The sequence below is a fragment of the Blastococcus sp. OS1-29 genome, assembly GCF_057628075.1.
The window spans coordinates 101,018-122,723 of sequence record NZ_JBXXJK010000005.1 but is presented as its reverse complement, the minus strand read 5'-3'; the positions used below and the strand labels follow the sequence as shown (position 1 = coordinate 122,723).

General features: G+C 71.6%; 20 protein-coding genes and 3 tRNA genes. 18 read left to right on the top strand and 5 right to left on the bottom strand.

Annotated elements, in window-relative coordinates; genetic code table 11:
- Window positions 1-141: 141 nt before the first annotated feature.
- The 3 genes from AC2H4J_RS14195 to ilvC all read left to right on the top strand — a co-directional run bounded on the left by AC2H4J_RS14195 (window position 142) and on the right by ilvC (window position 3,674).
- Window positions 142-2,025, top strand: a complete 1,884-nt coding sequence (locus AC2H4J_RS14195; RefSeq protein ID WP_487465516.1) for an acetolactate synthase large subunit — start codon at window positions 142-144, stop codon at window positions 2,023-2,025.
- Window positions 2,025-2,552, top strand: a complete 528-nt coding sequence (gene ilvN, locus AC2H4J_RS14190; protein ID WP_487465515.1) for an acetolactate synthase small subunit — start codon at window positions 2,025-2,027, stop codon at window positions 2,550-2,552. The genes AC2H4J_RS14195 and ilvN overlap by 1 nt, the downstream gene beginning before the upstream one ends.
- A 93-nt stretch (window positions 2,553-2,645) precedes the next feature.
- Window positions 2,646-3,674 carry a ketol-acid reductoisomerase gene (gene ilvC / locus AC2H4J_RS14185; RefSeq protein ID WP_487465514.1) on the top strand — a complete coding sequence of 343 codons (1,029 nt, stop codon included), beginning with the start codon at window positions 2,646-2,648 and terminating at the stop codon, window positions 3,672-3,674.
- Window positions 3,675-3,743: 69 nt separating this feature from the next.
- On the opposite strand, the gene AC2H4J_RS14180 is transcribed toward ilvC, so the two are convergent.
- Both AC2H4J_RS14180 and AC2H4J_RS14175 read right to left on the bottom strand, forming a co-directional pair.
- Entirely contained in the window at window positions 3,744-4,271 is a 528-nt protein-coding gene (locus AC2H4J_RS14180; protein ID WP_487465513.1) for a hypothetical protein, read from the bottom strand.
- A gap of 113 nt (window positions 4,272-4,384) precedes the next feature.
- A complete protein-coding gene (locus AC2H4J_RS14175; protein WP_487465512.1) occupies window positions 4,385-5,173 on the bottom strand; it encodes a hypothetical protein in 789 nt (262 codons plus the stop codon).
- 131 nt (window positions 5,174-5,304) lie between these two features.
- On the opposite strand from AC2H4J_RS14175, the gene serA reads away from it, so the two are divergent.
- The 3 genes from serA (at window position 5,305) to cimA (ending at window position 9,812) form a co-directional block, all read left to right on the top strand.
- The gene (gene serA / locus AC2H4J_RS14170) at window positions 5,305-6,906 is read left to right on the top strand and encodes a phosphoglycerate dehydrogenase (RefSeq protein ID WP_487465511.1); all 1,602 of its coding nucleotides are present in this window, start codon (window positions 5,305-5,307) and stop codon (window positions 6,904-6,906) included.
- 16 nt (window positions 6,907-6,922) lie between these two features.
- Window positions 6,923-7,945, top strand: a complete 1,023-nt coding sequence (locus AC2H4J_RS14165) for a 3-isopropylmalate dehydrogenase (RefSeq protein ID WP_487465510.1) — start codon at window positions 6,923-6,925, stop codon at window positions 7,943-7,945.
- A gap of 265 nt (window positions 7,946-8,210) precedes the next feature.
- Window positions 8,211-9,812, top strand: coding sequence for a citramalate synthase (gene cimA / locus AC2H4J_RS14160; RefSeq protein WP_487465509.1), 1,602 nt, complete (start codon window positions 8,211-8,213; stop codon window positions 9,810-9,812).
- Window positions 9,813-9,819: 7 nt separating this feature from the next.
- On the opposite strand, the gene AC2H4J_RS14155 is transcribed toward cimA, so the two are convergent.
- The gene (locus AC2H4J_RS14155) at window positions 9,820-10,131 is read right to left on the bottom strand and encodes a putative quinol monooxygenase (protein WP_487465508.1); all 312 of its coding nucleotides are present in this window, start codon (window positions 10,129-10,131) and stop codon (window positions 9,820-9,822) included.
- Window positions 10,132-10,213: 82 nt separating this feature from the next.
- Entirely contained in the window at window positions 10,214-10,630 is a 417-nt protein-coding gene (locus AC2H4J_RS14150; protein WP_487465507.1) for a VOC family protein, read from the bottom strand.
- A 42-nt stretch (window positions 10,631-10,672) separates the two neighbouring features.
- Here AC2H4J_RS14150 and AC2H4J_RS14145 point away from each other — a divergent pair, with 42 nt between their 5' ends.
- From AC2H4J_RS14145 to AC2H4J_RS14100, 10 genes are all read left to right on the top strand, one after another.
- Entirely contained in the window at window positions 10,673-11,491 is an 819-nt protein-coding gene (locus AC2H4J_RS14145) for a fumarylacetoacetate hydrolase family protein (RefSeq protein WP_487465506.1), read from the top strand.
- Window positions 11,488-12,966, top strand: a complete 1,479-nt coding sequence (gene gltX, locus AC2H4J_RS14140) for a glutamate--tRNA ligase (RefSeq protein WP_487465505.1) — start codon at window positions 11,488-11,490, stop codon at window positions 12,964-12,966. Before AC2H4J_RS14145 ends, gltX begins: the two co-directional genes overlap by 4 nt.
- Window positions 12,967-12,984: 18 nt before the next feature.
- Complete coding sequence (locus AC2H4J_RS14135; RefSeq protein ID WP_487465504.1) at window positions 12,985-14,085, top strand: CPBP family intramembrane glutamic endopeptidase; 1,101 nt, start codon at window positions 12,985-12,987, stop codon at window positions 14,083-14,085.
- Between the two features lie 78 nt (window positions 14,086-14,163).
- Window positions 14,164-14,235 (top strand) — tRNA-Gln (locus AC2H4J_RS14130).
- 25 nt (window positions 14,236-14,260) lie between these two features.
- A tRNA-Glu gene (locus AC2H4J_RS14125) sits at window positions 14,261-14,333 on the top strand.
- An 80-nt stretch (window positions 14,334-14,413) separates the two neighbouring features.
- Window positions 14,414-14,486, top strand: a tRNA-Glu gene (locus AC2H4J_RS14120).
- Window positions 14,487-14,591: 105 nt separating this feature from the next.
- Window positions 14,592-15,689: a galactose-1-phosphate uridylyltransferase gene (gene galT, locus AC2H4J_RS14115; protein WP_487465503.1), complete on the top strand. Its 1,098-nt coding sequence runs from the start codon at window positions 14,592-14,594 to the stop codon at window positions 15,687-15,689.
- Window positions 15,686-16,846, top strand: a complete 1,161-nt coding sequence (galK, locus tag AC2H4J_RS14110) for a galactokinase (protein ID WP_487465502.1) — start codon at window positions 15,686-15,688, stop codon at window positions 16,844-16,846. Before galT ends, galK begins: the two co-directional genes overlap by 4 nt.
- Window positions 16,847-16,871: 25 nt before the next feature.
- Window positions 16,872-18,560 (top strand): sodium:solute symporter family protein, encoded by a 1,689-nt coding sequence (locus tag AC2H4J_RS14105; RefSeq protein WP_487465501.1) that lies wholly within the window; start codon window positions 16,872-16,874, stop codon window positions 18,558-18,560.
- Window positions 18,561-18,576: 16 nt separating this feature from the next.
- The gene (locus AC2H4J_RS14100; protein WP_487465500.1) at window positions 18,577-18,882 is read left to right on the top strand and encodes a hypothetical protein; all 306 of its coding nucleotides are present in this window, start codon (window positions 18,577-18,579) and stop codon (window positions 18,880-18,882) included.
- Here the strand turns inward: AC2H4J_RS14100 and AC2H4J_RS14095 are convergent.
- Entirely contained in the window at window positions 18,879-19,580 is a 702-nt protein-coding gene (locus AC2H4J_RS14095; protein ID WP_487465499.1) for an IclR family transcriptional regulator, read from the bottom strand. The genes AC2H4J_RS14100 and AC2H4J_RS14095 overlap by 4 nt on opposite strands.
- Before the next feature lie 68 nt (window positions 19,581-19,648).
- Between AC2H4J_RS14095 and leuC the strand changes: the two genes are divergently transcribed.
- Both leuC and leuD read left to right on the top strand, forming a co-directional pair.
- Window positions 19,649-21,064 (top strand): 3-isopropylmalate dehydratase large subunit, encoded by a 1,416-nt coding sequence (leuC, locus tag AC2H4J_RS14090; protein ID WP_487465498.1) that lies wholly within the window; start codon window positions 19,649-19,651, stop codon window positions 21,062-21,064.
- A complete protein-coding gene (gene leuD, locus AC2H4J_RS14085; protein ID WP_487465497.1) occupies window positions 21,064-21,675 on the top strand; it encodes a 3-isopropylmalate dehydratase small subunit in 612 nt (203 codons plus the stop codon). The genes leuC and leuD overlap by 1 nt, the downstream gene beginning before the upstream one ends.
- Window positions 21,676-21,706 lie beyond the last annotated feature (31 nt).

Sequence of the window (21,706 nt, the reverse complement as noted above, 5' to 3'; positions counted from 1 at the left end):
GCAGCCTCGTAATCGCCTAGCGCGCCGGTCCGCCGACCGACGCGCTGACCCCTCCGTGCCTGTGGCACGAGGGGTTTTTTGTTGCCCGAAGACTTGCTCCCCCACGCAATGCCCGCCACGCAAGGCCCAGGAGAACGCCGAATGACCACCACCCCGAGCGAGACCGCAGGTCGAGAGGCCCCCACCCGGGAAGCAGCGAACGCCCTGACCGGTGTCGAGACCGCGGCCCGCACGGTCGCCGCGGCCGCGCCGGAGCCGGCGACCGGGATCACCGGCGCGCAGAGCCTCGTCCGCTCCCTGGAGGCCGTCGGGGTCGAGGTGATCTTCGGCATCCCGGGCGGGGCGATCCTGCCCGCCTACGACCCGCTGTTCGACTCCAAGGTCCGCCACGTCCTCGTCCGCCACGAGCAGGGCGCCGGGCATGCCGCGACCGGGTACGCCCAGGCCACCGGCAAGGTCGGGGTCTGCATGGCGACTTCGGGGCCGGGTGCGACCAACCTCGTGACCCCGCTGGCCGACGCGCACATGGACTCGGTGCCGATCGTCGCGATCACCGGCCAGGTGCCCAGCGGCGCGATCGGCACCGACGCCTTCCAGGAAGCCGACATCCGGGGCATCACGATGCCCGTGACCAAGCACAACTTCCTGGTCACCGACGCGGCCGAGATCCCGCAGCGGATCGCCGAGGCGTTCCACCTGGCCTCGACCGGTCGTCCCGGGCCGGTGCTGGTGGACATCCCGAAGGACGTCCTGCAGGCGACGACGGACTTCGCCTGGCCGCCGCGGCTGGACCTGCCGGGGTACAAGCCGACCACCCGCCCGCACGGCAAGCAGGTGCGCGAGGCGGCCGCGCTGATCTCCGGGGCGCGGCGTCCGGTCCTGTACGTGGGTGGCGGCGTCCTGAAGGCACACGCCAGCGCCGAGCTCGCCGAGCTGGCCGAGCTCACCGGCGCCCCGGTGGTGACGACGCTGATGGCCCGCGGCGCGTTTCCCGACAGCCACACCCTGAACCTCGGCATGCCCGGCATGCACGGCAACGTCACCGCGGTCACCGCGCTGCAGAAGGCCGACGTCCTGGTGGCACTGGGTGCCCGGTTCGACGACCGGGTGACCGGCAACCTGGCCACCTTCGCGCCCGGCGCGCTCGTCGTGCACGCGGACATCGACCCGGCCGAGATCGGCAAGAACCGCAAGGCCGACGTGCCGATCGTGGGTGACGTCAAGGAGACCATCGTCGCGCTGATCGAGGCCCTGCGCAGCGATCGGGAGGCCGGGCGCACTCCGGACCTGTCGGCCTGGTGGGCCCAGCTCGACGACTGGCGGTCGCGCTACCCCCTCGGCTACGACTGGCCGGAGGACGGCTCGCTCTCGCCGCAGTACGTCATCGAGCGCCTCGGTGCGATCGCCGGCCCGGACGCGGTCTACGCCGCCGGTGTCGGCCAGCACCAGATGTGGGCCGCGCAGTTCGTGAAGTACGAGAAGCCGGGCACCTGGCTCAACAGCGGGGGCCTCGGCACGATGGGCTACGCCGTGCCCGCCGCCATGGGCGCGAAGTACGGCCTCCCGGGCACCACCGTCTGGGCGATCGACGGCGACGGCTGCTTCCAGATGACCAACCAGGAGCTCGCCACCTGCGCCATCGAGGGCATCCCGATCAAGGTCGCCGTCATCAACAACGGCAACCTCGGCATGGTGCGGCAGTGGCAGACCCTGTTCTACGAGGGCCGCTACTCCAACACCAAGCTGCACCCCCTCAACGCCGACGGCACCCGCAAGGCCGTGCGCATCCCCGACTTCGTCGCCCTCGCCGAGGCGCTCGGGTGCGTGGGGCTGCGCTGCGAGACCAAGGACGACGTCGACGCCGTCATCCAGAAGGCGATGGAGATCGACGACGCGCCGGTGGTCATCGACTTCGTCGTCGGCCACGACGCCCAGGTGTGGCCCATGGTCGCCGCGGGCGCCAGCAACGACGACATCCTGGCCGCCCGCGACGTGCGGCCCGTCTTCGGAGAGGACCAGGTCTGATGACCCGTCACACGCTGTCGGTGCTGGTCGAGAACAAGTCCGGTGTCCTGGCCCGCGTCTCGGCGCTCTTCAGCCGCCGCGGGTTCAACATCGAGTCCCTCGCCGTCGGGCCGACCGAGAACCCCGACCTGTCCCGCATGACGATCGTCGTCGACGTGGAGAGCCAGCCGCTCGAGCAGATCACGAAGCAGCTGAACAAGCTGATCGAGATCATCAAGATCGTCGAGCTGGACACTGGGGCCGCGGTGCAGCGCGAGCTGTTGCTCGTGAAGGTCCGCGCGCCGATGTCCGAGCGCACCCAGGTGCTGCAGACCGCCGAGCTCTTCCGGGCCCGCGTCGTGGACGTCAACCCCGACACGGTGACCCTCGAGGCCACCGGTACGCCCGACAAGCTCCAGGCGCTGCTCGCCGTCCTCGCCCCCCTGGGGATCAAGGAGATGGCCCAGTCGGGCACCGTCGCCCTGGGCCGGGGCCCGCGCTCGATGTCGGGCGCCGGAACCCTTCGTCCAGTCGAACGAACCGCGTAACACACACCGATGGCCCTCCTGCAGGGTCCCGCTGCGAGCGTGCGAGCAGTGGGGGGCAGGAGGGTCCTTACTCCGAAGGGAAACACCACGCACATGGCCGCCGAGATCTTCTACGACGACGACGCCGACCTCTCGATCATCCAGGGGCGCACGGTCGCCGTCCTCGGGTACGGCAGCCAGGGGCACGCCCACGCCCTCTCGCTGCGCGACTCGGGCGTCGACGTCCGGGTCGGTCTGCCCGAGGGCAGCAAGAGCCGGCCGAAGGCCGAGGCCGAGGGGCTGCGGGTCCTCACTCCGGCGGAGGCGGCCGCCGAGGCCGACCTGATCATGATCCTCGCGCCCGACCACGTGCAGCGGACGCTGTACGCGGAGTCGGTCGAGCCGAACCTGCAGGACGGCGACGCGCTGTTCTTCGGTCACGGCTTCAACATCCGGTTCGGCTACATCAAGCCGCCGGCCGGCGTCGACGTCGCGATGGTCGCGCCCAAGGGCCCGGGCCACCTGGTCCGCCGCGAGTTCGAGAACGGCAAGGGCGTGCCCTGCCTCGTCGCCGTCGAGCAGGACGCCAGCGGGCAGGCGCTGCAGCTGGCGCTGTCCTACGCCAAGGGCATCGGCGGCACCCGGGCCGGCGTCATCAGGACCACCTTCACCGAGGAGACCGAGACCGACCTCTTCGGGGAGCAGGCCGTGCTCTGCGGCGGCATGTCGGCGCTGGTGACCGCGGGCTTCGAGACGCTCACCGAGGCCGGCTACCAGCCCGAGATCGCCTACTTCGAGTGCCTGCACGAGCTCAAGCTGATCGTCGACCTCATGTACGAGGGCGGCATCGCCAAGCAGCGCTGGTCGGTGTCGGACACCGCCGAGTACGGCGACTACACCTCCGGCCCGAAGGTGATCGACGCCCACGTGAAGGAGTCGATGCAGGAGGTCCTGGCCGCGATCAAGGACGGTTCGTGGGCGGCCGCGTTCATCGCCGACCAGGACGCCGGCGCGCCCGACTTCAAGCGCCGACGGGCCGAGGCCGAGGCGCACCCGATCGAGGAGACCGGCCGCAAGCTGCGCGGTCTCATGAGCTGGGTGTCGGCGTCCGACGACTACACCGGCACGGCTGCCCGCAGCTAGTACCGCGAACGAGGAAGAGCCCCCGCTGCCCGAAGGCAGCGGGGGCTCTTCCGTCCTGTCGGGTGAGCCTCAGTAGCTGATGCCCCGCGAGGCGAAGTACTGCTTGGACTGCGGCTGCATCAGCAGGAACACGATCACGCCGGGCAGGATCAGGCCGAGGAATCCGAAGAACAGGAAGCCGTAGCCGTCGATCAGGGCCCAGAGGAACGTGAGCAGCTGGACGGCGATGGAGCCGTAGGCGCCCAGCATGAGCAGTCGCGGCGACTTGCCCTGGATCGCCTGGATCCCGCCGACCAGCGTGACCACGGCGGCCGCCACGGAGAGCAGGCTCAGCAGGCCGAGGACGGCGCTGAAGGCGAAGTACAGGCCGATCGCGAACAGGCCGAGGATGCCCAGGGCGCCGATGACGATGCCGATGATGGCCGCGGCGCTGACCTGCACGGGCCGCTGGCCGGCGTTCGCCGGGGGACCTGCGGAGTAGGACGGCGCCGGGCTGTAGCCGGGGGCCGGCTGCTGGGGCGCACCCCAACCGGGCTGGCCCGGCGGGGTGGCGCCCTGCGGGTAGTTCGGGTCGGAACCGGGCGTCGGGCTGGACATGGGGCAGCTTCCTCCTCAGGGGCCGCCGTAGTGGCGGGTCGGTCGCGGAGTGTAAGGCGGATCACATCGCCTTGGGGGAGATGCCGGATATCGATCCGGATACGACCCGCCCGTCAGCCCCTGCGACGGGCGCGGTGGGCGGCGAAGAAATCGGCTGCCGGCCTCAGGCACAGCAGGACGACGATCGCGGCAGAGGCCACCACGAAGATCAGCTGGAAGAAGATGCCGCCCCCGTTGGTGCTGCTGTCGCCGAGGCTGCCGAAGAAGCCGATCAGTGTCAGTGCCAGGGCGATCGACCCGGCGACCAGGAGCATCACCCGGCTGCGTCCGGACAGCGCCCAGACCGAGCCCCAGATGATGACGACCGTCCAGGCGAGGGCGAGCAGACCGATGACGATGAGTGCACCGCCGATCGCGCCGCCCACGGCCCCGAGCCCCGGGATCTCGTCGTTCCCCGCGGCGCCGCCGCCGGTGACGAACGCGCCGCCGATGAACAGCACGATGCTGGCGAGGACGCCGAACGCGCCCAGGATGAAACCGAGGACCGCGGCGGTGACCACGTGCCCGGGCCGTGCCGGAGCGCCCCCGCCGTACTGGCCGTAGGCGGGCTGCTGCCCGTACTGCGCCCCGTAGGGAGCCGGCGTGCCGTACTGCTGCTGGCCGTACTGGCTCTCGCCGTAGGCGGGCTGCTGCCCGTACGCGGGCTGCTGTCCGTAGGCGGGCGGTTGGCCGTAGCTGGGCTGCGTCCCGTATTCGGGCTGCTGGCCGTACGCCGGCTGCTGACCCGGCTCGGGCTGTCCGTACGGGGGCTGCTGGCCGTACTGCGGCTGTCCGTAACCGGGCTGTCCCTGAGGCTGCCCGTAGGGGGTGTCGGGTCGACCGGGGTCGGTGGGCTGGCTCATCGTCTCCTCCGTCGGCTCCCGCGCACGCGGGTCACTGCGGTCAGGATGTCGGGGCGTCGTGGCAGGCACAAGGATGCGCACCCCGCCGGGCGGTGTCGTCCCACAGGGTGGGCTGCTTACGCTGTTGCCCTGTGACCACGTCTGCGCCCGTCGTCCTGATCGCCGAAGAGCTGGCCCCGAGCGTCCTGGAGGTCCTCGGGTCCGACGTCGAGATCCGCCACGTCGACGGCGCCGACCGGGCCGCGCTCCTCCCGGCCCTTGCCGATGCGGCCGCGGTGATGATCCGCAGCGCCACCCGGATCGACGCGGAGGCGCTGGCCGCGGCACCCAACCTGAAGGTCGTCGCGCGCGCCGGCATCGGCCTGGACAACGTCGACGTGTCGGCGGCGACCGAGCGCGGTGTCATGGTGGTGAACGCGCCGACGTCGAACATCACGAGCGCCGCGGAGCACGCCGTCGCCCTGCTGCTCGCCGCGGCGCGGCAGATCCCGGCCGCCGACGCGTCCCTGCGCGAAGGCGCCTGGAAGCGATCGAAGTTCATGGGTGTCGAGGTGACCGACAAGACCGTCGGCGTGGTCGGGCTCGGCCGGATCGGCGTCCTGGTCGCGCAGCGGCTGGCCGCCTTCGGTGTCACGCTGATCGCCTACGACCCCTACATCCAGCCCGGCCGCGCGGCCCAGCTGGGCGTCCGGCTGGTCTCGCTGGAGGAACTCCTCCGGGAGTCCGACTTCATCACCATCCACCTGCCGAAGACCCCCGAGACCGTGGGCCTCATCGGTGCGGCGGAGCTCGCCACCACGAAGAAGGGCGTGATCATCGTCAACGCCGCCCGTGGTGGGCTCATCGACGAGGCCGCGCTCGCCGACGCGCTGACGTCCGGGCAGGTCGGCGCGGCGGGCATCGACGTCTACGCCAAGGAGCCCACCACCGACAGCCCGCTGTTCGGACTGCCCAACACGGTCGTCACCCCCCACCTCGGCGCCTCGACCACCGAGGCCCAGGACAAGGCGGGCACCGCCGTCGCGCACTCGGTCCGCCTGGCACTGCAGGGCGAGTTCGTGCCCGACGCGGTCAACGTGCAGGCCGGCGGCGTGGTGGCCGAGGACGTCCGACCGGGACTGCCGCTCGCCGAGAAGCTCGGCCGGGTCTTCACCGCGGTGGCGGGCGGGCTCGCGCAGTCGGTCACCGTCGACGTGCGCGGCAAGCTGGCCGAGTTCGACGACTCGGTCCTGCAGCTCGCCGTCCTCAAGGGCGTCTTCTCCGACGTGGTCGAGGAGCAGGTCACCTACGTCAACGCGCCCCTGTTCGCCGAGCAGCGAGGCCTCGAGGTCGCGCTGACCAGCGACGTGGAGAGCCCCGACTACCGCAACCTGATCCAGCTCCGGGGCGCCATGGCCGACGGCACCGAGGTGACGGTCTCGGGCACGCTGTTCGGCAAGAACCAGGTGTCCAAGCTCGTCGAGGTCCTCGGCTTCGACATGGATCTCGACCTGTCGGGCTTCCTGCTCTTCTTCGTCTACACCGACCGGCCGGGCGTCGTCGGCACGGTGGGCGCGGCGCTGGGCGAAGCGGGCATCAACATCGCCGGCGCCCAGGTCAGTCGCACCAACCGCGGTGGGCAGGCGCTCATGGCGGTCGTCGTCGACAGCCCGGTGCCCTCCGACCTGCTCGGCGACATCGCCGGCCGGATCGGGGCGAACCAGGCCCGGGCCGCTGACCTCCACACCGCCTGACCTAGGGTCATTCCCCATGCGGCTGGCAGTGATCGCGGGAGACGGGATCGGTCCCGAGGTGGTGGCCGAGGGCCTCAAGGTCCTCCGGGAGGTGGCTCCCGAGGTGGAGACCACCGACTACGACCTGGGTGCCATGCGCTGGCAGCGCACCGGTGAGCTGCTGCCCGACACGGTCGTCGAGGAGCTGCGTCAGCACGACGCGATCCTGCTCGGCGCGATCGGCGACCCGAGCGTGCCGCCGGGCATCCTCGAGCGCGGGCTCCTGCTCCGGCTGCGGTTCGAGCTCGACCACCATGTGAACCTGCGTCCGGCGCGGCTCTTCGACGGTGTGCAGAGCCCGCTGGCGGCCCCGGGGCCCATCGACATGCTGTGCGTCCGGGAGGGCACCGAGGGCCCGTACGTGGGCAACGGCGGCGTGCTGCGCAAGGACACCCCGCAGGAGGTCGCGACCGAGGTCTCGCTGAACACGGCGTTCGGGGTCGAGCGGGTGGTGCGCTACGCGTTCGAGCGGGCCGTGGCGCGGCCGCGCAAGCACCTGACGCTGATCCACAAGACCAACGTGCTCACCCACGCCGGGGGTCTGTGGTCTCGGGTCGTGGAGGAGGTGGCCGACGAGTTCCCCGAGGTGACCGTGGCCTACCAGCACGTCGACGCCGCCTCGATGTTCTTCATCACCGACCCGGGCCGCTACGACGTCATCGTCACCGACAACCTCTTCGGTGACATCGTCACCGACATCGCGGCCGCCGTGACCGGCGGCATCGGGCTGGCGGCCAGCGGCAACCTCGACGCCTCGGGCACCAACCCCAGCATGTTCGAGCCGGTGCACGGCTCGGCCCCTGACATCGCCGGCCAGGGCGTCGCCGACCCGACCGCCACCGTGCTTTCCGTCGGCCTGCTGCTGGAGCACCTCGGCCGAGCCGAGGAGGCGAAGAAGGTCAACGCCGCGGTCGCCTTCGACCTCTCCACCCGGCCCGCCGGGGGCCCCGTCCGGACGACGGACGTCGGCGACCGGCTCGCCGCCCTCGCCAGCGGCTGAGGCCAGCACCGCTCGACCGGCGGTGATGTGCACCCGGGGCGCGTCCTGAACCCGGGAATGCGCCCTGGGTGCACATCGCTCGGGAACGGCCACCGCACGGCGGGTGCCGCGGCCGGGGATGGCCGTGGTTCACTTGTCCCGATGCACACCACCGGCTCGATCATCATCACCTAGCGCGCAGTCACCTCCCCGACTGCGCGCAGACCTCCCGTACCCGGGGGGTCTTTTTCGTGTTCGGGCCGAATCCACCGCTCCGGAGAACCAGATGACCACCCTCACCGCCAGCGACTTCCACGTCTTCGACACCACCCTGCGCGACGGCGCCCAGCGGGAGGGCGTCAGCTACTCCGTCGCCGACAAGCTGGCCGTGGCCCGGCTCATGGACGAGGTGGGTGTCGGGTTCATCGAGGGCGGCTGGCCAGGCGCGCTCCCCAAGGACACGGAGTTCTTCGCCCGCGCCCGCACCGAGCTGAAGCTGCGGCACGCCCAGCTGGTGGCGTTCGGGTCCACCCGCAAGGCCGGCGTCCGCGTCGAGGACGACCCGCAGGTGCGCGCGCTGCTCGACGCGGAGACCCCGGTCGTCTGCCTGGTGGCGAAGTCCGATGTCCGGCACGTCCGGGAAGCCCTGCGGACGACGCTGGAGGAGAACCTCGCGATGGTCGCCGACACCGTGGCGTTCTTCGTCGGCCACGGACGGCGGGTCTTCCTCGACTGCGAGCACTTCTTCGACGGCTACGCCCACGACCGTGACTACGGCGTCCGCGTGCTGGAGACAGCGTTCGCGGCCGGCGCCGAGGTCGGGGTCATGTGCGACACCAACGGCGGCATGCTGCCGATGGGCATCGGCCGGGTGGTCGCCGAGGTGCGGTCCCGCGTCGACGGGAAGCTCGGCATCCACTGCCAGGACGACACCGGCTGCGCGGTCGCCAACTCCCTCGCGGCGGTGGAGGCGGGCGTCACCCACGTGCAGGGGACGGCGAACGGCTACGGAGAGCGCGCCGGCAACGCCGACACCTTCGCGCTGATCGGCAATCTGGTGACCAAGATGGGCCTGCCGGTCGTGCCGGCCGAGTGCCTGCCCGAGCTGCAGCGGGTCAGCCACGCGATCGCCGAGCTGGCCAACATCGCGCCCGACGACCACCAGCCCTTCGTCGGCGCCTCGGCGTTCGCGCACAAGGCCGGTCTGCACGCCAGCGCGATCAAGGTCAGCCCCGAGCTCTACAACCACCTCGACCCGGCCGTCGTCGGCAACGACATGCGCATCCTGGTCACCGAGATGGCCGGCCGGGCGTCCATCGAGCTCAAGGGGCGCGAGCTCGGGGTCGACCTCGACGGCCAGGCGGACGCCATCGGCCGGGTGGTCGACCAGGTGAAGGTCCTCGAGGCCGACGGCTGGTCGTTCGAGGCGGCCGACGCCTCCTTCGAGCTGCTGCTCCGCGGCCAGCTCCCGGACGCGCCGGCGCCGCTGTTCGAGCTGGAGAGCTACAAGACGTCGGTCGAGCACTGGGGCAACGGCGTCGTCGTCAGCGAGGCGACCGTGAAGGTGCACATCAAGGATGAACATGGCCAGGGCGAACGAATGATCTGCACGGCGGAGGGCAACGGCCCGGTCAACGCGCTCGACAACGCCTTGCGCCAGGCGCTCGTCGGCAAGTACCCGCAGCTGGCCGACGTCTCGCTGGCCGACTACAAGGTCCGCATCCTGGGCTGGAAGGGCGGCACCAGCGCCACCACCCGGGTGCTCGTCGACACCACGGACGGCGTGGGGGAGTGGACCACCGTGGGCGTGCACAGCAACATCGTCGAGGCCTCGTGGCACGCGCTCGTCGACGCGCTGACCTACGCCGTCCTCCGCCGTCCGGCTTGAGCCGAGGTCAGCGGGGCGAGATCTCGCCCATCGGGCCCCAGCCGGCCACGTCCGGCGCGTCCACGTAGATGATCTGCGGCTGCGCCGCGACCAGGTCGGGCGCGAGGTCGACGAAGCGCTTGAAGGCGTCCGTGCCGACATGGGAAGCACCCGCATCCGCGTCCCGGAACCCCTCCACGCAGACGAACGTGTCCGGCTCGTCGAGGCTGCGGGACCACTCGAAGAAGAGGCTGCCCTCCTCCGCATTGACGGCCCGGGCGTAGTCGGCCGCGACCGTCGACCACTCCTCGGAGCGCTCGGGCCGAACGGGGAACTTCACGACAATGAGGATCAAAGGGACTCCTTGGCGAGGTCGTCGCGAGTGGGCCCCGGAGGGGTCCGCGCAGTGACGACGGATGGGCTCATCGGGACAGGGGGACGGCAGCTGGCCGCGATCGCTGCCCGGAGGGCAGCCGTTGACGGAGCAGGCAGAACTCGTTGCCCTCCGGGTCGGCGAGGACGTGCCAGCCCTCGTCGCCCCGCTGCCCGACGTCGGCAGGCACAGCGCCCAGTGCGAGCAACCTCTCCAGTTCGGCCTCCTGGTCGCGGTCGGTGGGGTTGACGTCGATGTGCAGCCGCAGCTTCCCCGGCGTCGGGTCGGACACCGGCCCGAAGACCAGGGTGGGTGCCGGACCCCCGAAGCCTTCGGCCGGCCCGATCTCGACCGAACCGTCGTCCTCCCGTCCGAGCACCCGGTAGTCCAGGACGGCGGCCCAGAACGCGGCCAGCGCCTCGGGGTCCCGGGAGTCGACGACGAGCTCGGAGAAGCGGCAGGCCATGGGCTCTCCGTAGGCAGGATGCGGCCCGTCTAACCTCGGGACGTGCGCATCGTCCGTTTCGCTTCACCTCAGGGCATGTCCTTCGGCGTTCTCGACGGGGACGGCCAGGTGGCCCAGATCGAGGGGCACCCGTTCGGCCAGATCTCCTTCACCGGCACGCGCTTCGCGCAGGCCGACGTCCGGCTGCTGTCGCCGATCCTGCCGAGCAAGGTGGTCGCGATCGGCAAGAACTACGCCGAGCACATCGAGGAGATGAAGGGGATGGGCACCGGGGACGCCCCGACGGCGCCGCTGATGTTCCTCAAGCCGTCCACCTCGGTCATCGGCCCCGGCGACGCCATCCGCATCCCGCCGGGCAGCACGAACGTGCACCACGAGGTCGAGCTGGCCGTGGTCATCGGCGCCCGCGGAGCGCGCAACGTGACCGAGCAGCAGGCCATGGCCAGCGTCTTCGGCTACACGATCGGCAACGACATCAGCGAGCGGGACATGCAGAAGTCCGACGTGCAGTGGACACGCGCCAAGGGCTTCGACTCGTTCTGCCCCATCGGCCCGTGGATCGAGACCGACCTCGGCGGGCTGGGCCTGGACCCGACGGACCTCGAGATCTCCTGCACCGTCGACGGCGAGCTCCGGCAGAAGGGCCGCACCAGCCAGCTGATCTTCGGCCTGCCGACGCTGATCTCCTACATCTCCCAGGTCATGACGCTGCTGCCCGGCGACGTGATCCTCACCGGCACGCCGTCCGGGGTCGGCCCGATCCGGCCCGGCCAGGTGGTCGAGTGCACGGTCCAGGGCCTGGGCACGCTGTCCAACACCGTCACGTCCGCCGAGCCGGTGTCGACGGCGGGCGCCCGATGAGCGTCACCCGCTTCTGCCCGTCACCCACGGGCCTGGTGCACGTGGGGGCCATGCGGACGGCGCTGTTCAACTGGGCCCACGCCCGGCACACCGGCGGCACCTTCGTGTTCCGCATCGAGGACACCGACGCCGCCCGCGACTCGGAGGAGTCCTACCGGCACCTGCTCGACTGCATGCGCTGGCTCGGCCTGGACTGGGACGAGGGCCCGGAGGTCGGCGGCCCGCACGGCCCGTACCGGCAGTCGGAGCGGCACGAGGTCTACGCCGACGTCGCCGGCAAGCTCCTGGCCGCGGGGCACGCCTACGAGTCGTTCTCCACCAACGAGGAGGTCGACGCCCGCCGCCTCGCCGCCGGCCAGGACACCAAGCTCGGGTACGACAACCACGACCGCTTCCTCACCGACGAGCAGAAGGCGGCCTTCCGCGCCGAGGGGCGCGAGCCGGTGCTGCGCCTGCGGATGCCCGACGAGGACCTGGTGTGGACCGACCTCGTCCGTGGCGAGATCCGCTTCGCGGCCGGGTCGGTGCCCGACTTCGTGCTGGTGCGGGGCAACGGCGTGCCGCTGTACCCGTTCACGAACCCGGTCGACGACGCGCTGATGGGTGTCACCGACGTGCTCCGGGGCGAGGACCTGCTCCCCTCGACCCCGCGGCAGATCGCCCTCTACCGGGCGCTCACCGACATCGGCGTGGCCCGGGGCACGCCGCGGTTCGGGCACCTGCCGCTGGTCTTCGGCGAGGGCAACAAGAAGCTGTCCAAGCGCGACCCGCAGTCGAACTTCGACGTCTACCGCGAGCGCGGCTTCCTGCCCGAGGGGCTGATCAACTACCTGGCGCTGCTGGGCTGGGCGATCGCCGACGACCGCGACGTCTTCTCGCCCGCGGAGATGGTCGAGGCCTTCGACGTCACCCGGGTGAGCGCGAACCCGGCCCGGTTCGACCTGAAGAAGGCCGAAGCGATCAACGCCACGCACCTGCGCGCCCTGCCGGTGGCGGAGTTCACCGAGCGGGTGATCCCCTTCCTGGCCGCGGCCGGGCTGGTGGCCGACCCACTCACCGCCGAGCAGCAGCGGGTGCTGGAGGCCATCGCGCCGCTGGCTCAGGAGCGGATGATCGTGCTCTCCGACGCCGTCGGCCTGCTCGGCTTCCTGTTCGTCGACGACGTCCAGGTCGAGGACGCCGCCGCCGCCAAGCACCTGCGCCCGGACGACGCCGCGGTCCTCGACGCCGCCGCGACCGCGCTGCGCGACCTCGCCGACTGGCAGATCCCCGCCATCGAGGAGGCCCTCAAGGGCGCCCTGGTCGAGGGGCTGGGACTCAAGCCCCGGCAGGCGTTGGGGCCCGTCCGTGTCGCGATCAGCGGCCGCACGGTCTCCCCGCCGCTGTACGAGTCGATCGAGTTGCTGGGCCGTGATCGCGCGCTGGGCCGGCTGGCCGCCGCCCGGGCGCTGACCGAGCGGCCGTCGGCGGGGTGACTGCCGGATGACTGCGGGATGACGTTGCCGGGCGCGGGCGATGAGCCCTACGCCGGGCCGCCACCCACGATCCGCCCGCCGTACCCGGTCCCACCGGTTCCGTGGCAGCCGCCGGCGGCGCCCTGGGGCCCACCGGCTCCGTGGGCGATGCCGCCGCCGCCCGCGCTGCGGTGGTCGCCCCCGCCCGGCACCCCGCCGCACGACGTCCCGCAGCCCTTCCTGTGGGCCATGCGGTCGCGGGACTGGGGCTGGTGGCGGCCGCTGCTCGGTCTGCTGCTGTTCGCGGTCGTCTACTTCGTGGCCGCCGTTCTCGTCGTCCTCGCCGGGATCGCCGCCGGTGCGGACGTCGATCGCCTGGACCTCGCCGACCCGGTCACGCTGCTGATCACCAACCTGTCGCTGATCGTCGCCATCCCGGTGGTGTGGCTCGCCTGGGTCGCGGTGCACGGCATGGGCCGCGGTTGGTCGTCGTCGGTGCTCGGCCGGTTGCGGAGGCGGCTGGTGCTGCCGTACACGCTCATCGCGCTGCGCACGCTCGGCGTGGGCATCGCGGTGTCGCTGCTGATCAGCGTGCTGTTCGCCGGCCAGCCGGCCACGGGGCCGGTCGCGTCGTTCGGCTGGCTGCTGCTCGTCGTCGTTCTCACGACCCCGCTGCAGTCGGCGGCGGAGGAGTACCTGTTCCGCGGGTACCTGAGCCAGTGCATCGCCGGCTGGGTGCGGTCGCCCCGGGCCGGGGCCGTGCTGGCCGGTGTGCTGACCGCCGCGATCTTCTCCGCGGCGCACCTGCCGCCCGACGTCCCCACGTTCCTCGACCGGTTCGCCTTCGGGCTGGCGGCCTCGGCGGTCGTCTGGCTGACCGGCGGCCTGGAGGCGGCGATCGTGCTGCACGCGGTGAACAACGTGCTGGTGTTCGTGCTCGCCGGGGCGCTCGGCGAGGGCGTCGACACCGGGTCGTACTCCGGCGGGCTCGATCCCGTCCTGCTGCTGGTCAGCGTGCTGTCGGCGGCGGCGTACGTGGCCGTGGTCGCGCGCTCGCGGGACCGGCTGCACCCCGAGACGCGTACCGCGGCACTGGACCTGCGGACACCGGGCCGCCCCCAGCCGGTCGCCGCCGCCTGACGCGCCCGGCCGGGGTGGGTGGCGGGGGCGGTCGCGCCGTCAGGTATCGTCTTCTGCGGCGCCGCGAGGTGCCACCCATGGGGTATGGGGTAATTGGCAGCCCGACGGTTTCTGGTTCCGTTAGTCTAGGTTCGAGTCCTGGTACCCCAGCGAGGAACTTGGGTTCCTCCCGCACGGCCCCGTCGTCTAGCGGCCCAGGACGCCGCCCTCTCACGGCGGTAGCGAGGGTTCGAATCCCTTCGGGGCTACGCGTTCGAGAGCCCCCGGTCACCTCGACCGGGGGCTCTCGCCGTTCCCGGGCGGCCGCATGGCAGAATCGGTGCTGCACGGCCCCGTCGTCTAGCGGCCCAGGACGCCGCCCTCTCACGGCGGTAGCGAGGGTTCGAATCCCTTCGGGGCTACGCCGCCCGCTCGGGCGCTCGAGAGCCCCCGGTCCACGACCGGGGGCTCTCGTCGTCTCCGGTGCCGAGTGGCCCGATGATCTTCACGGGGGATAGCGTCCTGTCGTGATCCGTACGAGCCGTCGACTGGCCGACGGCCGGGAGATCATCTACTTCGACTCCGATTCCGACTCCGACTCCGTCCCGCGCGACGCGGTCGACACCCGCGACCTGCCGGCGGTCGCCACCCGGTCGCAGCTGCGGTACGACGCGCTGCTGGGGGAGTGGGTCGCCATCGCATCCCACCGGCAGACGCGCACCTTCCTGCCGCCCGCCGACGAGTGCCCGCTCGACCCGTCCCGACCCGGCCGCCCGACCGAGATCCCGGAGAGCGACTACCAGGTCGTCGTCTTCGAGAACCGGTTCCCGTCGCTGGCCACCGGTGTCGACCGCGACGTCCCCGCCGGGGCGCCGGGCAACCCGATCGCCGAACTGCGTCCGGGCTTCGGCCGCTGCGAGGTCGTCTGCTTCACCGACCAGCACGACCGCGTCTTCGCCGACCTGGGAGCCGACCGGGCCCGCCTGGTCGTCGATGTGTGGGCCGACCGCACCGAGGCACTCGGGGCCATCGACGGCATCGAGTACGTCTTCCCGTTCGAGAACCACGGCGAGGAGATCGGGGTGACGCTGTCGCACCCCCACGGGCAGATCTACGGCTACCCGTACCTCCCGCCGCGGGCCGAGAAGCTGCTCGCCTCCGTGCGCCGGCACCGGGAGGCGGGTGGCGGCGACCTGTTCGCCGAGGTCGTGGCCGCCGAACGGTCGGGTCCGCGCGTGGTCACGGCCAACGAGCACTGGACGGCGTTCGTCCCGGCCGCCGCCCGCTGGCCGTACGAGGTGCAGCTGTTCCCCACGCGCCGGGTGCCCGACATCCCGGCACTCACCGACGCCGAGCGGGACGGCTTCGTCGAGGTCTACCTCGACGTGCTCGCGCGGTTCGCCCGCCGGTTCGAGGCCCCGATGCCCTACATCGCCGCCTGGAACCAGGCCCCGGTGCACGAGGGCCGCGACGACTGGTGGCTGCACCTGCAGTTGTTCTCGCTGCTCCGCGCCCCCGGGAAGATGAAGTACCTGGCCGGGTCGGAGTCGGGGATGGGCGCGTTCATCACCGACACGAACCCGGAGGACGTCGCCGAGCAGCTGCGCGCCGTGGTCGTCGGATGAGCGCCGAGGTCGAGCGGGCGCGCACGGGGTTCGCGCAGCGGTTCGGCACCGACCCCGAGGGCGTCTGGGCGGCGCCCGGCCGGGTCAACGTGATCGGCGAGCACACCGACTACAACGGCGGCTACGTGCTGCCGGTGGCCATGGAGCACACCACCCGCGCGGCGGTGGCGCGGCGCGAGGACGGGCGGGTCGCGTTCGCCTCGCTCCAGGGCGACGGCGAGGTCGTGGAGCTCGGCATCGAGGAGCTGGCGCCCGGCCGCCCCGACGGCTGGGCGGGGTATCCGGCCGGCGTGGTCTTCGGGCTCCGGGACCGGCTGCTGGGCGGGGTGAGTGTGCTCGTCGACACCGACGTGCCCGTCGGGGCGGGGCTCTCCTCGTCCGCCGCGCTGACCTGCTCGGTCGCGCTGGCTCTCCGCGATCTCGTCGGTCCCGACCTGCGCCCCCCCGACCTGGTGGAGCTCGCGCGCTCGGCGGAGAACGATTTCGTGGGAGCCCCGACCGGCATCCTCGACCAGTCCGCCTCGGTGCTCTGCACGGCCGGGCACGCGCTGTTCCTCGACACCCGTGACCTGGTCAGCGAGCAGATACCGCTCGACCTCGCCGCGGCCGGGCTGGCGTTGCTCGTCGTCGACTCGGGCGTCACCCACGACCACGCCGACGGCGGCTACGGCGACCGCCGGCAGGAGTGCGAGACGGCGGCGGAGCGGCTCGGGGTCCGGCTGCTGCGCGAGGTCGACGACGTCGCCGCCCTGGACGTCCTCGCCGACGCCGGTCCGCAGGGGAACGTCCTGCTGCGCCGGGCGCGGCACATCGTCACCGAGAACGCCCGGGTGCTGGAGGTGGTCGCCGCGCTGCAGGGGGATGCAGACCCCCGCGCGATCGGGCCGATCCTGACCGCCGGGCACGCATCGCTGCGGGACGACTTCGAGATCTCGGTTCCCCTGCTCGACGCCATCGTCGAGGCGGCGTTGTCGGCCGGTGCCCACGGCGCCCGCATGGTCGGCGGGGGGTTCGGGGGCAGCGCCATCGCGCTGGTCGACGCCGACGCGGTGGACACGGTCACCGCCGCGATCGCCGGGCGCTTCGCCCGCGACGGCGCGCGCGAGCCCCGCACGTTCGTGACCGTCCCCTCGACGGGCGCGCGGCGCCTGGCCTGACCCTCCTCCCGGAAGCGAGCGCAGCGTGAGTGATCTGAGACTGGACGCGAACGTCGTCGACTACGCCCTGGTCGTCGTCTACTTCGCCGTCGTCCTGCTGATCGGGTTCGCCGCGCGGCGCCGGGTCTCCGACAGCCTCGACTTCTTCCTGTCCGGCCGGTCCCTGCCCGCGTGGGTCACCGGTCTGGCGTTCATCTCGGCGAACCTCGGCGCGGTCGAGATCGTCGGCATGTCCGCCAACGGCGCGCAGTTCGGCATGGCGACGATGCACTACTTCTGGATCGGTGCCGTCCCGGCGATGCTCTTCCTGGGCGTCGTGATGATGCCCTTCTACTACGGGTCGAAGGTCCGCAGCGTCCCCGAGTTCATGCGGCGCCGGTTCGGCACGGGCGCGCACCTGGTCAACGCGATCAGCTTCGCGGTCGCGCAGGTGCTGATCGCCGGCATCAACCTCTATCTGCTGGCGCACATCGTCCAGCTGCTGCTGGGCTGGCCGCTCTGGGTCTCGCTGATCATCGCCGCGATCGTCGTCCTGAGTTACATCACGCTGGGCGGGCTGTCGGCGGCCATCTACAACGAGGTCCTGCAGTTCTTCGTCATCGTCGCCGCGCTCCTGCCGCTGATGCTCATCGGCCTGCACCGCGTGGGTGGCATCGGCGGCCTGATCGACAAGGTCACCCACGCCAATGGCGGAGGAGCCGACCAGCTCGCATCCTGGCCGGCCACCGACCTGACCGGTTTCTCCAGCCCCTTCTGGTCGGTGATCGGCATCGTGTTCGGGCTGGGTTTCGTGCTGTCGTTCGGCTACTGGACGACGAACTTCGTCGAGGTGCAGCGGGCCATGGCGACGAACTCGATCTCCGCCGCCCGCGCGACGCCGATCATCGGGTCGTTCCCCAAGATGTTCGTGCCGTTCATCGTGGTCATCCCGGGCCTCATCGCCACGGTGCTCGTGCCCGAGGTCACCAAGGCCAAGGCGGCCGGCGACAAGAACTTCGACTACAACAACTCGATCCTGTACCTGATGCGCGACGTGCTGCCCAACGGCCTGCTCGGCGTCGCGCTGGCGGGGCTGCTGGCCGCGTTCATGGCGGGCATGGCGGCCAACATCTCGGCCTTCAACACCGTCTTCAGCTACGACCTGTGGCAGACCTACGTCCGCAAGGACCGGCCCGACCACTACTACCTGAACGTCGGCCGGTTGGCGACCCTCGGGGCGACGATCATCGCGATCGGGACGGCGCTGATCGCGTCGGGCTACACCAACCTCATGAACTACCTGCAGACCCTGTTCGGCTTCTTCAACGCGCCGCTGTTCGCCACCTTCATCCTCGGCATGTTCTGGAAGCGCATGACCGCCACGGCCGGTTGGGCAGGCCTCGTCTCGGGCACGCTCGCCGCCGTCGGCGTCGCGATCCTGAGCGAGGACTCGCTCGGGGCCCTGTCCGTCGGCGCACTGCCGCTCCGCGGCCAGGGGGCGAGCTTCGTCGCGGCGGCAGCGGCGTTCGTCGTCGACATCGTCGTCAGCGTGGTCGTCAGCCAGGTGACCGCGCAGAAGCCGGTGAAGGAACTGGCCGGACTGGTCTACTCCGAGACGCCCAGGGAACAGCGCACCGACCCGGAGGCGGCCAGCCTGCCCTGGTACCGGTCGCCGACGAGGCTGGCCGGCATCTCGCTGGTGATGGTCATCGCTCTCAATGTCATCTTCCGATGAGTCAGGAGCCACCCCGATGAGCACCGCAGAGCACGGGTCCGGCGAGAAGCACGCCGCCGGCGCCTTCGACGTCCGCAACGTCATCGCCGCCCTGATCGGCTTCTACGGCGTCGTCCTCGTCGTGATGGGCCTGGTCGACAACGGCGCCGACGCCCTGAAGAAGACCGAGGGCTTCAACGCCAATCTCTGGGTCGGCCTCGCCATGATCGTCTTCGCGCTTGTGTTCGCGCTGTGGTCGCGCCTGCGCCCGATCGTGGTCGCGCCGCCGAAGGACGACGAGAAGCAGGACATCGTTCGCAGGAACCTCGAGCAGGGGGACTAACGCGCCGACCGGGAGATCGCGGCCGCCGCATCGAGGACGGCGCCGACGATCTCCGGGCTGGGCCGCCGGCCCAACCGCTCGACCGGGCCGGAGATGGACACGGCGCCCAGCACGCCACCGCTCGCGTCCCGTACCGGCGCCGACAGCGACGCCACGCCGGGCTCGCGCTCGGCGATGCTGTGCGCCCAGCCGCGCCGCCGGACCTCGAGCAGCGTCCGCGCGGTGAAGCTCGCCGCGGGCAGGAGGCGGGTGACCTCCTCGGCGGGGGTGAAGGCGAGCAGCGCGTGCGCCGCCGACCCCGCCGTCATCGGCAGCCGGGCGCCGACCGGCACGGTGTCGCGCAGCCCGCTGGTGCGCTCGGCCGCGGCGACGCACACCCGCGTGGCGCCGTCCCGCACGTAGAACTGGGCGCTCTCGCCGCTGGCGTCGCGCAGCGTCACCAGGTGCCGGCCGGCCAGGTCGGCGAGATCGGCGCCCTCCCGGCCCAGCTCGGTCAGCGCCGGCCCGGGGGCCCAGGAACCCTCCGCGGTGCGCCGGACCAGCCGGTGTCCCTCCAGCGCCACGGCCAGTCGGTGCGCCGTCGCCCGGGGCAGGCCGGTGCGGCTGACGAGCTCGGCGAGCGTCGCCGGCTCGTCGGCGACGGCGCGGAGAATGGCCACCGCTTTGTCCAAGACGGCGACGGGGTTAGGCTGTCCCACACAGCAATACTCGCATCTCACGTTGTGGGATACAAATGCGGGTGAGATGTCCGGTGAGGGGAAGAACAGTGGCGAAGACACTGGCGGAGAAGGTCTACGACGCCCACGTCGTGCGCAGCGTCGCGGGCGAGCCCGACCTGCTCTACATCGACCTGCACCTCGTGCACGAGGTCACGAGCCCGCAGGCGTTCGACGGCCTCCGGGCCGCGGGGCGGACGGTCCGCCGTCCGGACCTCACGATGGCGACCGAGGACCACAACGTCCCGACGCTGGACATCCTGGCCCCCATCGCCGACCCGGTCAGCCGCGCGCAGATCGAGGCGCTGCGGAAGAACGCGGCCGAGTTCGGCATCCGGCTCGCTCCCATGGGCGACCGCGACCAGGGCATCGTGCACGTGATCGGCCCGCAGCTGGGGCTGACGCAGCCGGGCATGACGATCGTCTGCGGTGACAGCCACACCTCCACCCACGGCGCGTTCGGCGCGCTGGCGTTCGGCATCGGCACCAGCGAGGTCGAGCACGTGCTGGCCACCCAGACGCTGCCGCAGTACCGCCCGAAGCAGATGGCCGTGAACGTCGACGGCGAGCTCCCGCCCGGCGTGAGCGCGAAGGACGTCATCCTCGCCGTCATCGCCCAGATCGGCACCGGTGGCGGCCAGGGGCACGTCATCGAGTACCGGGGCAGCGCCATCGAGAAGCTCTCGATGGAGGCCCGGATGACCATCTGCAACATGTCGATCGAGGCCGGCGCCAAGGCCGGGCTGATCGCCCCCGACCAGACCACCTTCGAGTTCCTGCGGGGCCGCCCGCACGCGCCCCAGGGTGCGGACTGGGATGCCGCCGTCGAGTACTGGACGACGCTGCGCACGGACGAGGGCGCCGTGTTCGACCGCGAGGTGCACATCGACGCCTCGTCGCTGACGCCGTTCGTCACCTGGGGCACCAACCCCGGGCAGGGGCTGCCGATCGACGGGAGCGTCCCCGACCCGGCCGACTTCGCGGACGAGGGCGAGCGCCGCGACGTCGAACAGGCGCTGGCCTACATGGGCCTGACCGCCGGCACCCCGCTGCGCGACATCAAGGTCGACACCGTCTTCCTCGGCTCCTGCACCAACGGCCGGATCGAGGACCTCCGGGTCGCCGCCGAGCTGCTGCGCGGCAAGCACGTCGACCCCGACACCCGCATGCTCGTCGTCCCCGGGTCCGTGGCGGTGAAGGCGCAGGCCGAGGCCGAGGGCCTCGACCGCGTGTTCATCGACGCGGGCGCGGAGTGGCGCGGCGCGGGCTGCTCCATGTGCCTGGGCATGAACCCCGATCAGCTCAAGCCCGGTGAGCGCTCCGCCTCGACCAGCAACCGCAACTTCCAGGGCCGCCAGGGCAAGGGCGGTCGCACCCACCTCGTGTCGCCGTCCGTGGCCGCCGCGACCGCTCTCACCGGGAAGCTGACCGCCCCGGCCGACCTGAAGGACACGGTGACCGTCTGATGGACGCCTTCACGACCCACACCGGCACCTGCGCCCCGCTGCGGCGCAGCAACGTCGACACCGACCAGATCATCCCGGCCGTGTACCTCAAGCGGATCACCCGCACCGGCTTCGCCGACGGGCTGTTCGAGGCCTGGCGCACCAACGAGCCCGACTTCGTGCTCAACCAGCCGCAGTACGCCGAGGCCTCCGTGCTGGTCGCCGGCCCCGACTTCGGCACCGGCTCCTCCCGGGAGCACGCCGTCTGGGCGCTGATGGACGGCGGCTTCCGGGTCGTCATCAGCTCGCGGTTCGCCGACATCTTCCGCAACAACTCGACCAAGGCCGGCCTGCTCACCGTGCTGCTGCCGCAGGCCGCCGTCGAGGCGCTCTGGGCGGCGGTGGAGGCCGACCCCACCACGCCGGTGACCGTCGACCTCAACGCCAAGGAAGTCTCGTACGAGCGACACCGCGAGGTCATCAGGCGACCGTTCGAGATCGACGACTACACCCGGTGGCGGCTGCTCGAAGGGCTGGACGACATCGGCCTGACCGAGCGCAACCTGCCCGACATCGAGGCCTTCGAGGCGACGCGTCCGTCGTTCCTCCCGAAGGCGCTGCCCGTCATCTGAAAGAGGACCCCCTCCTACCCACCCCTCGCAC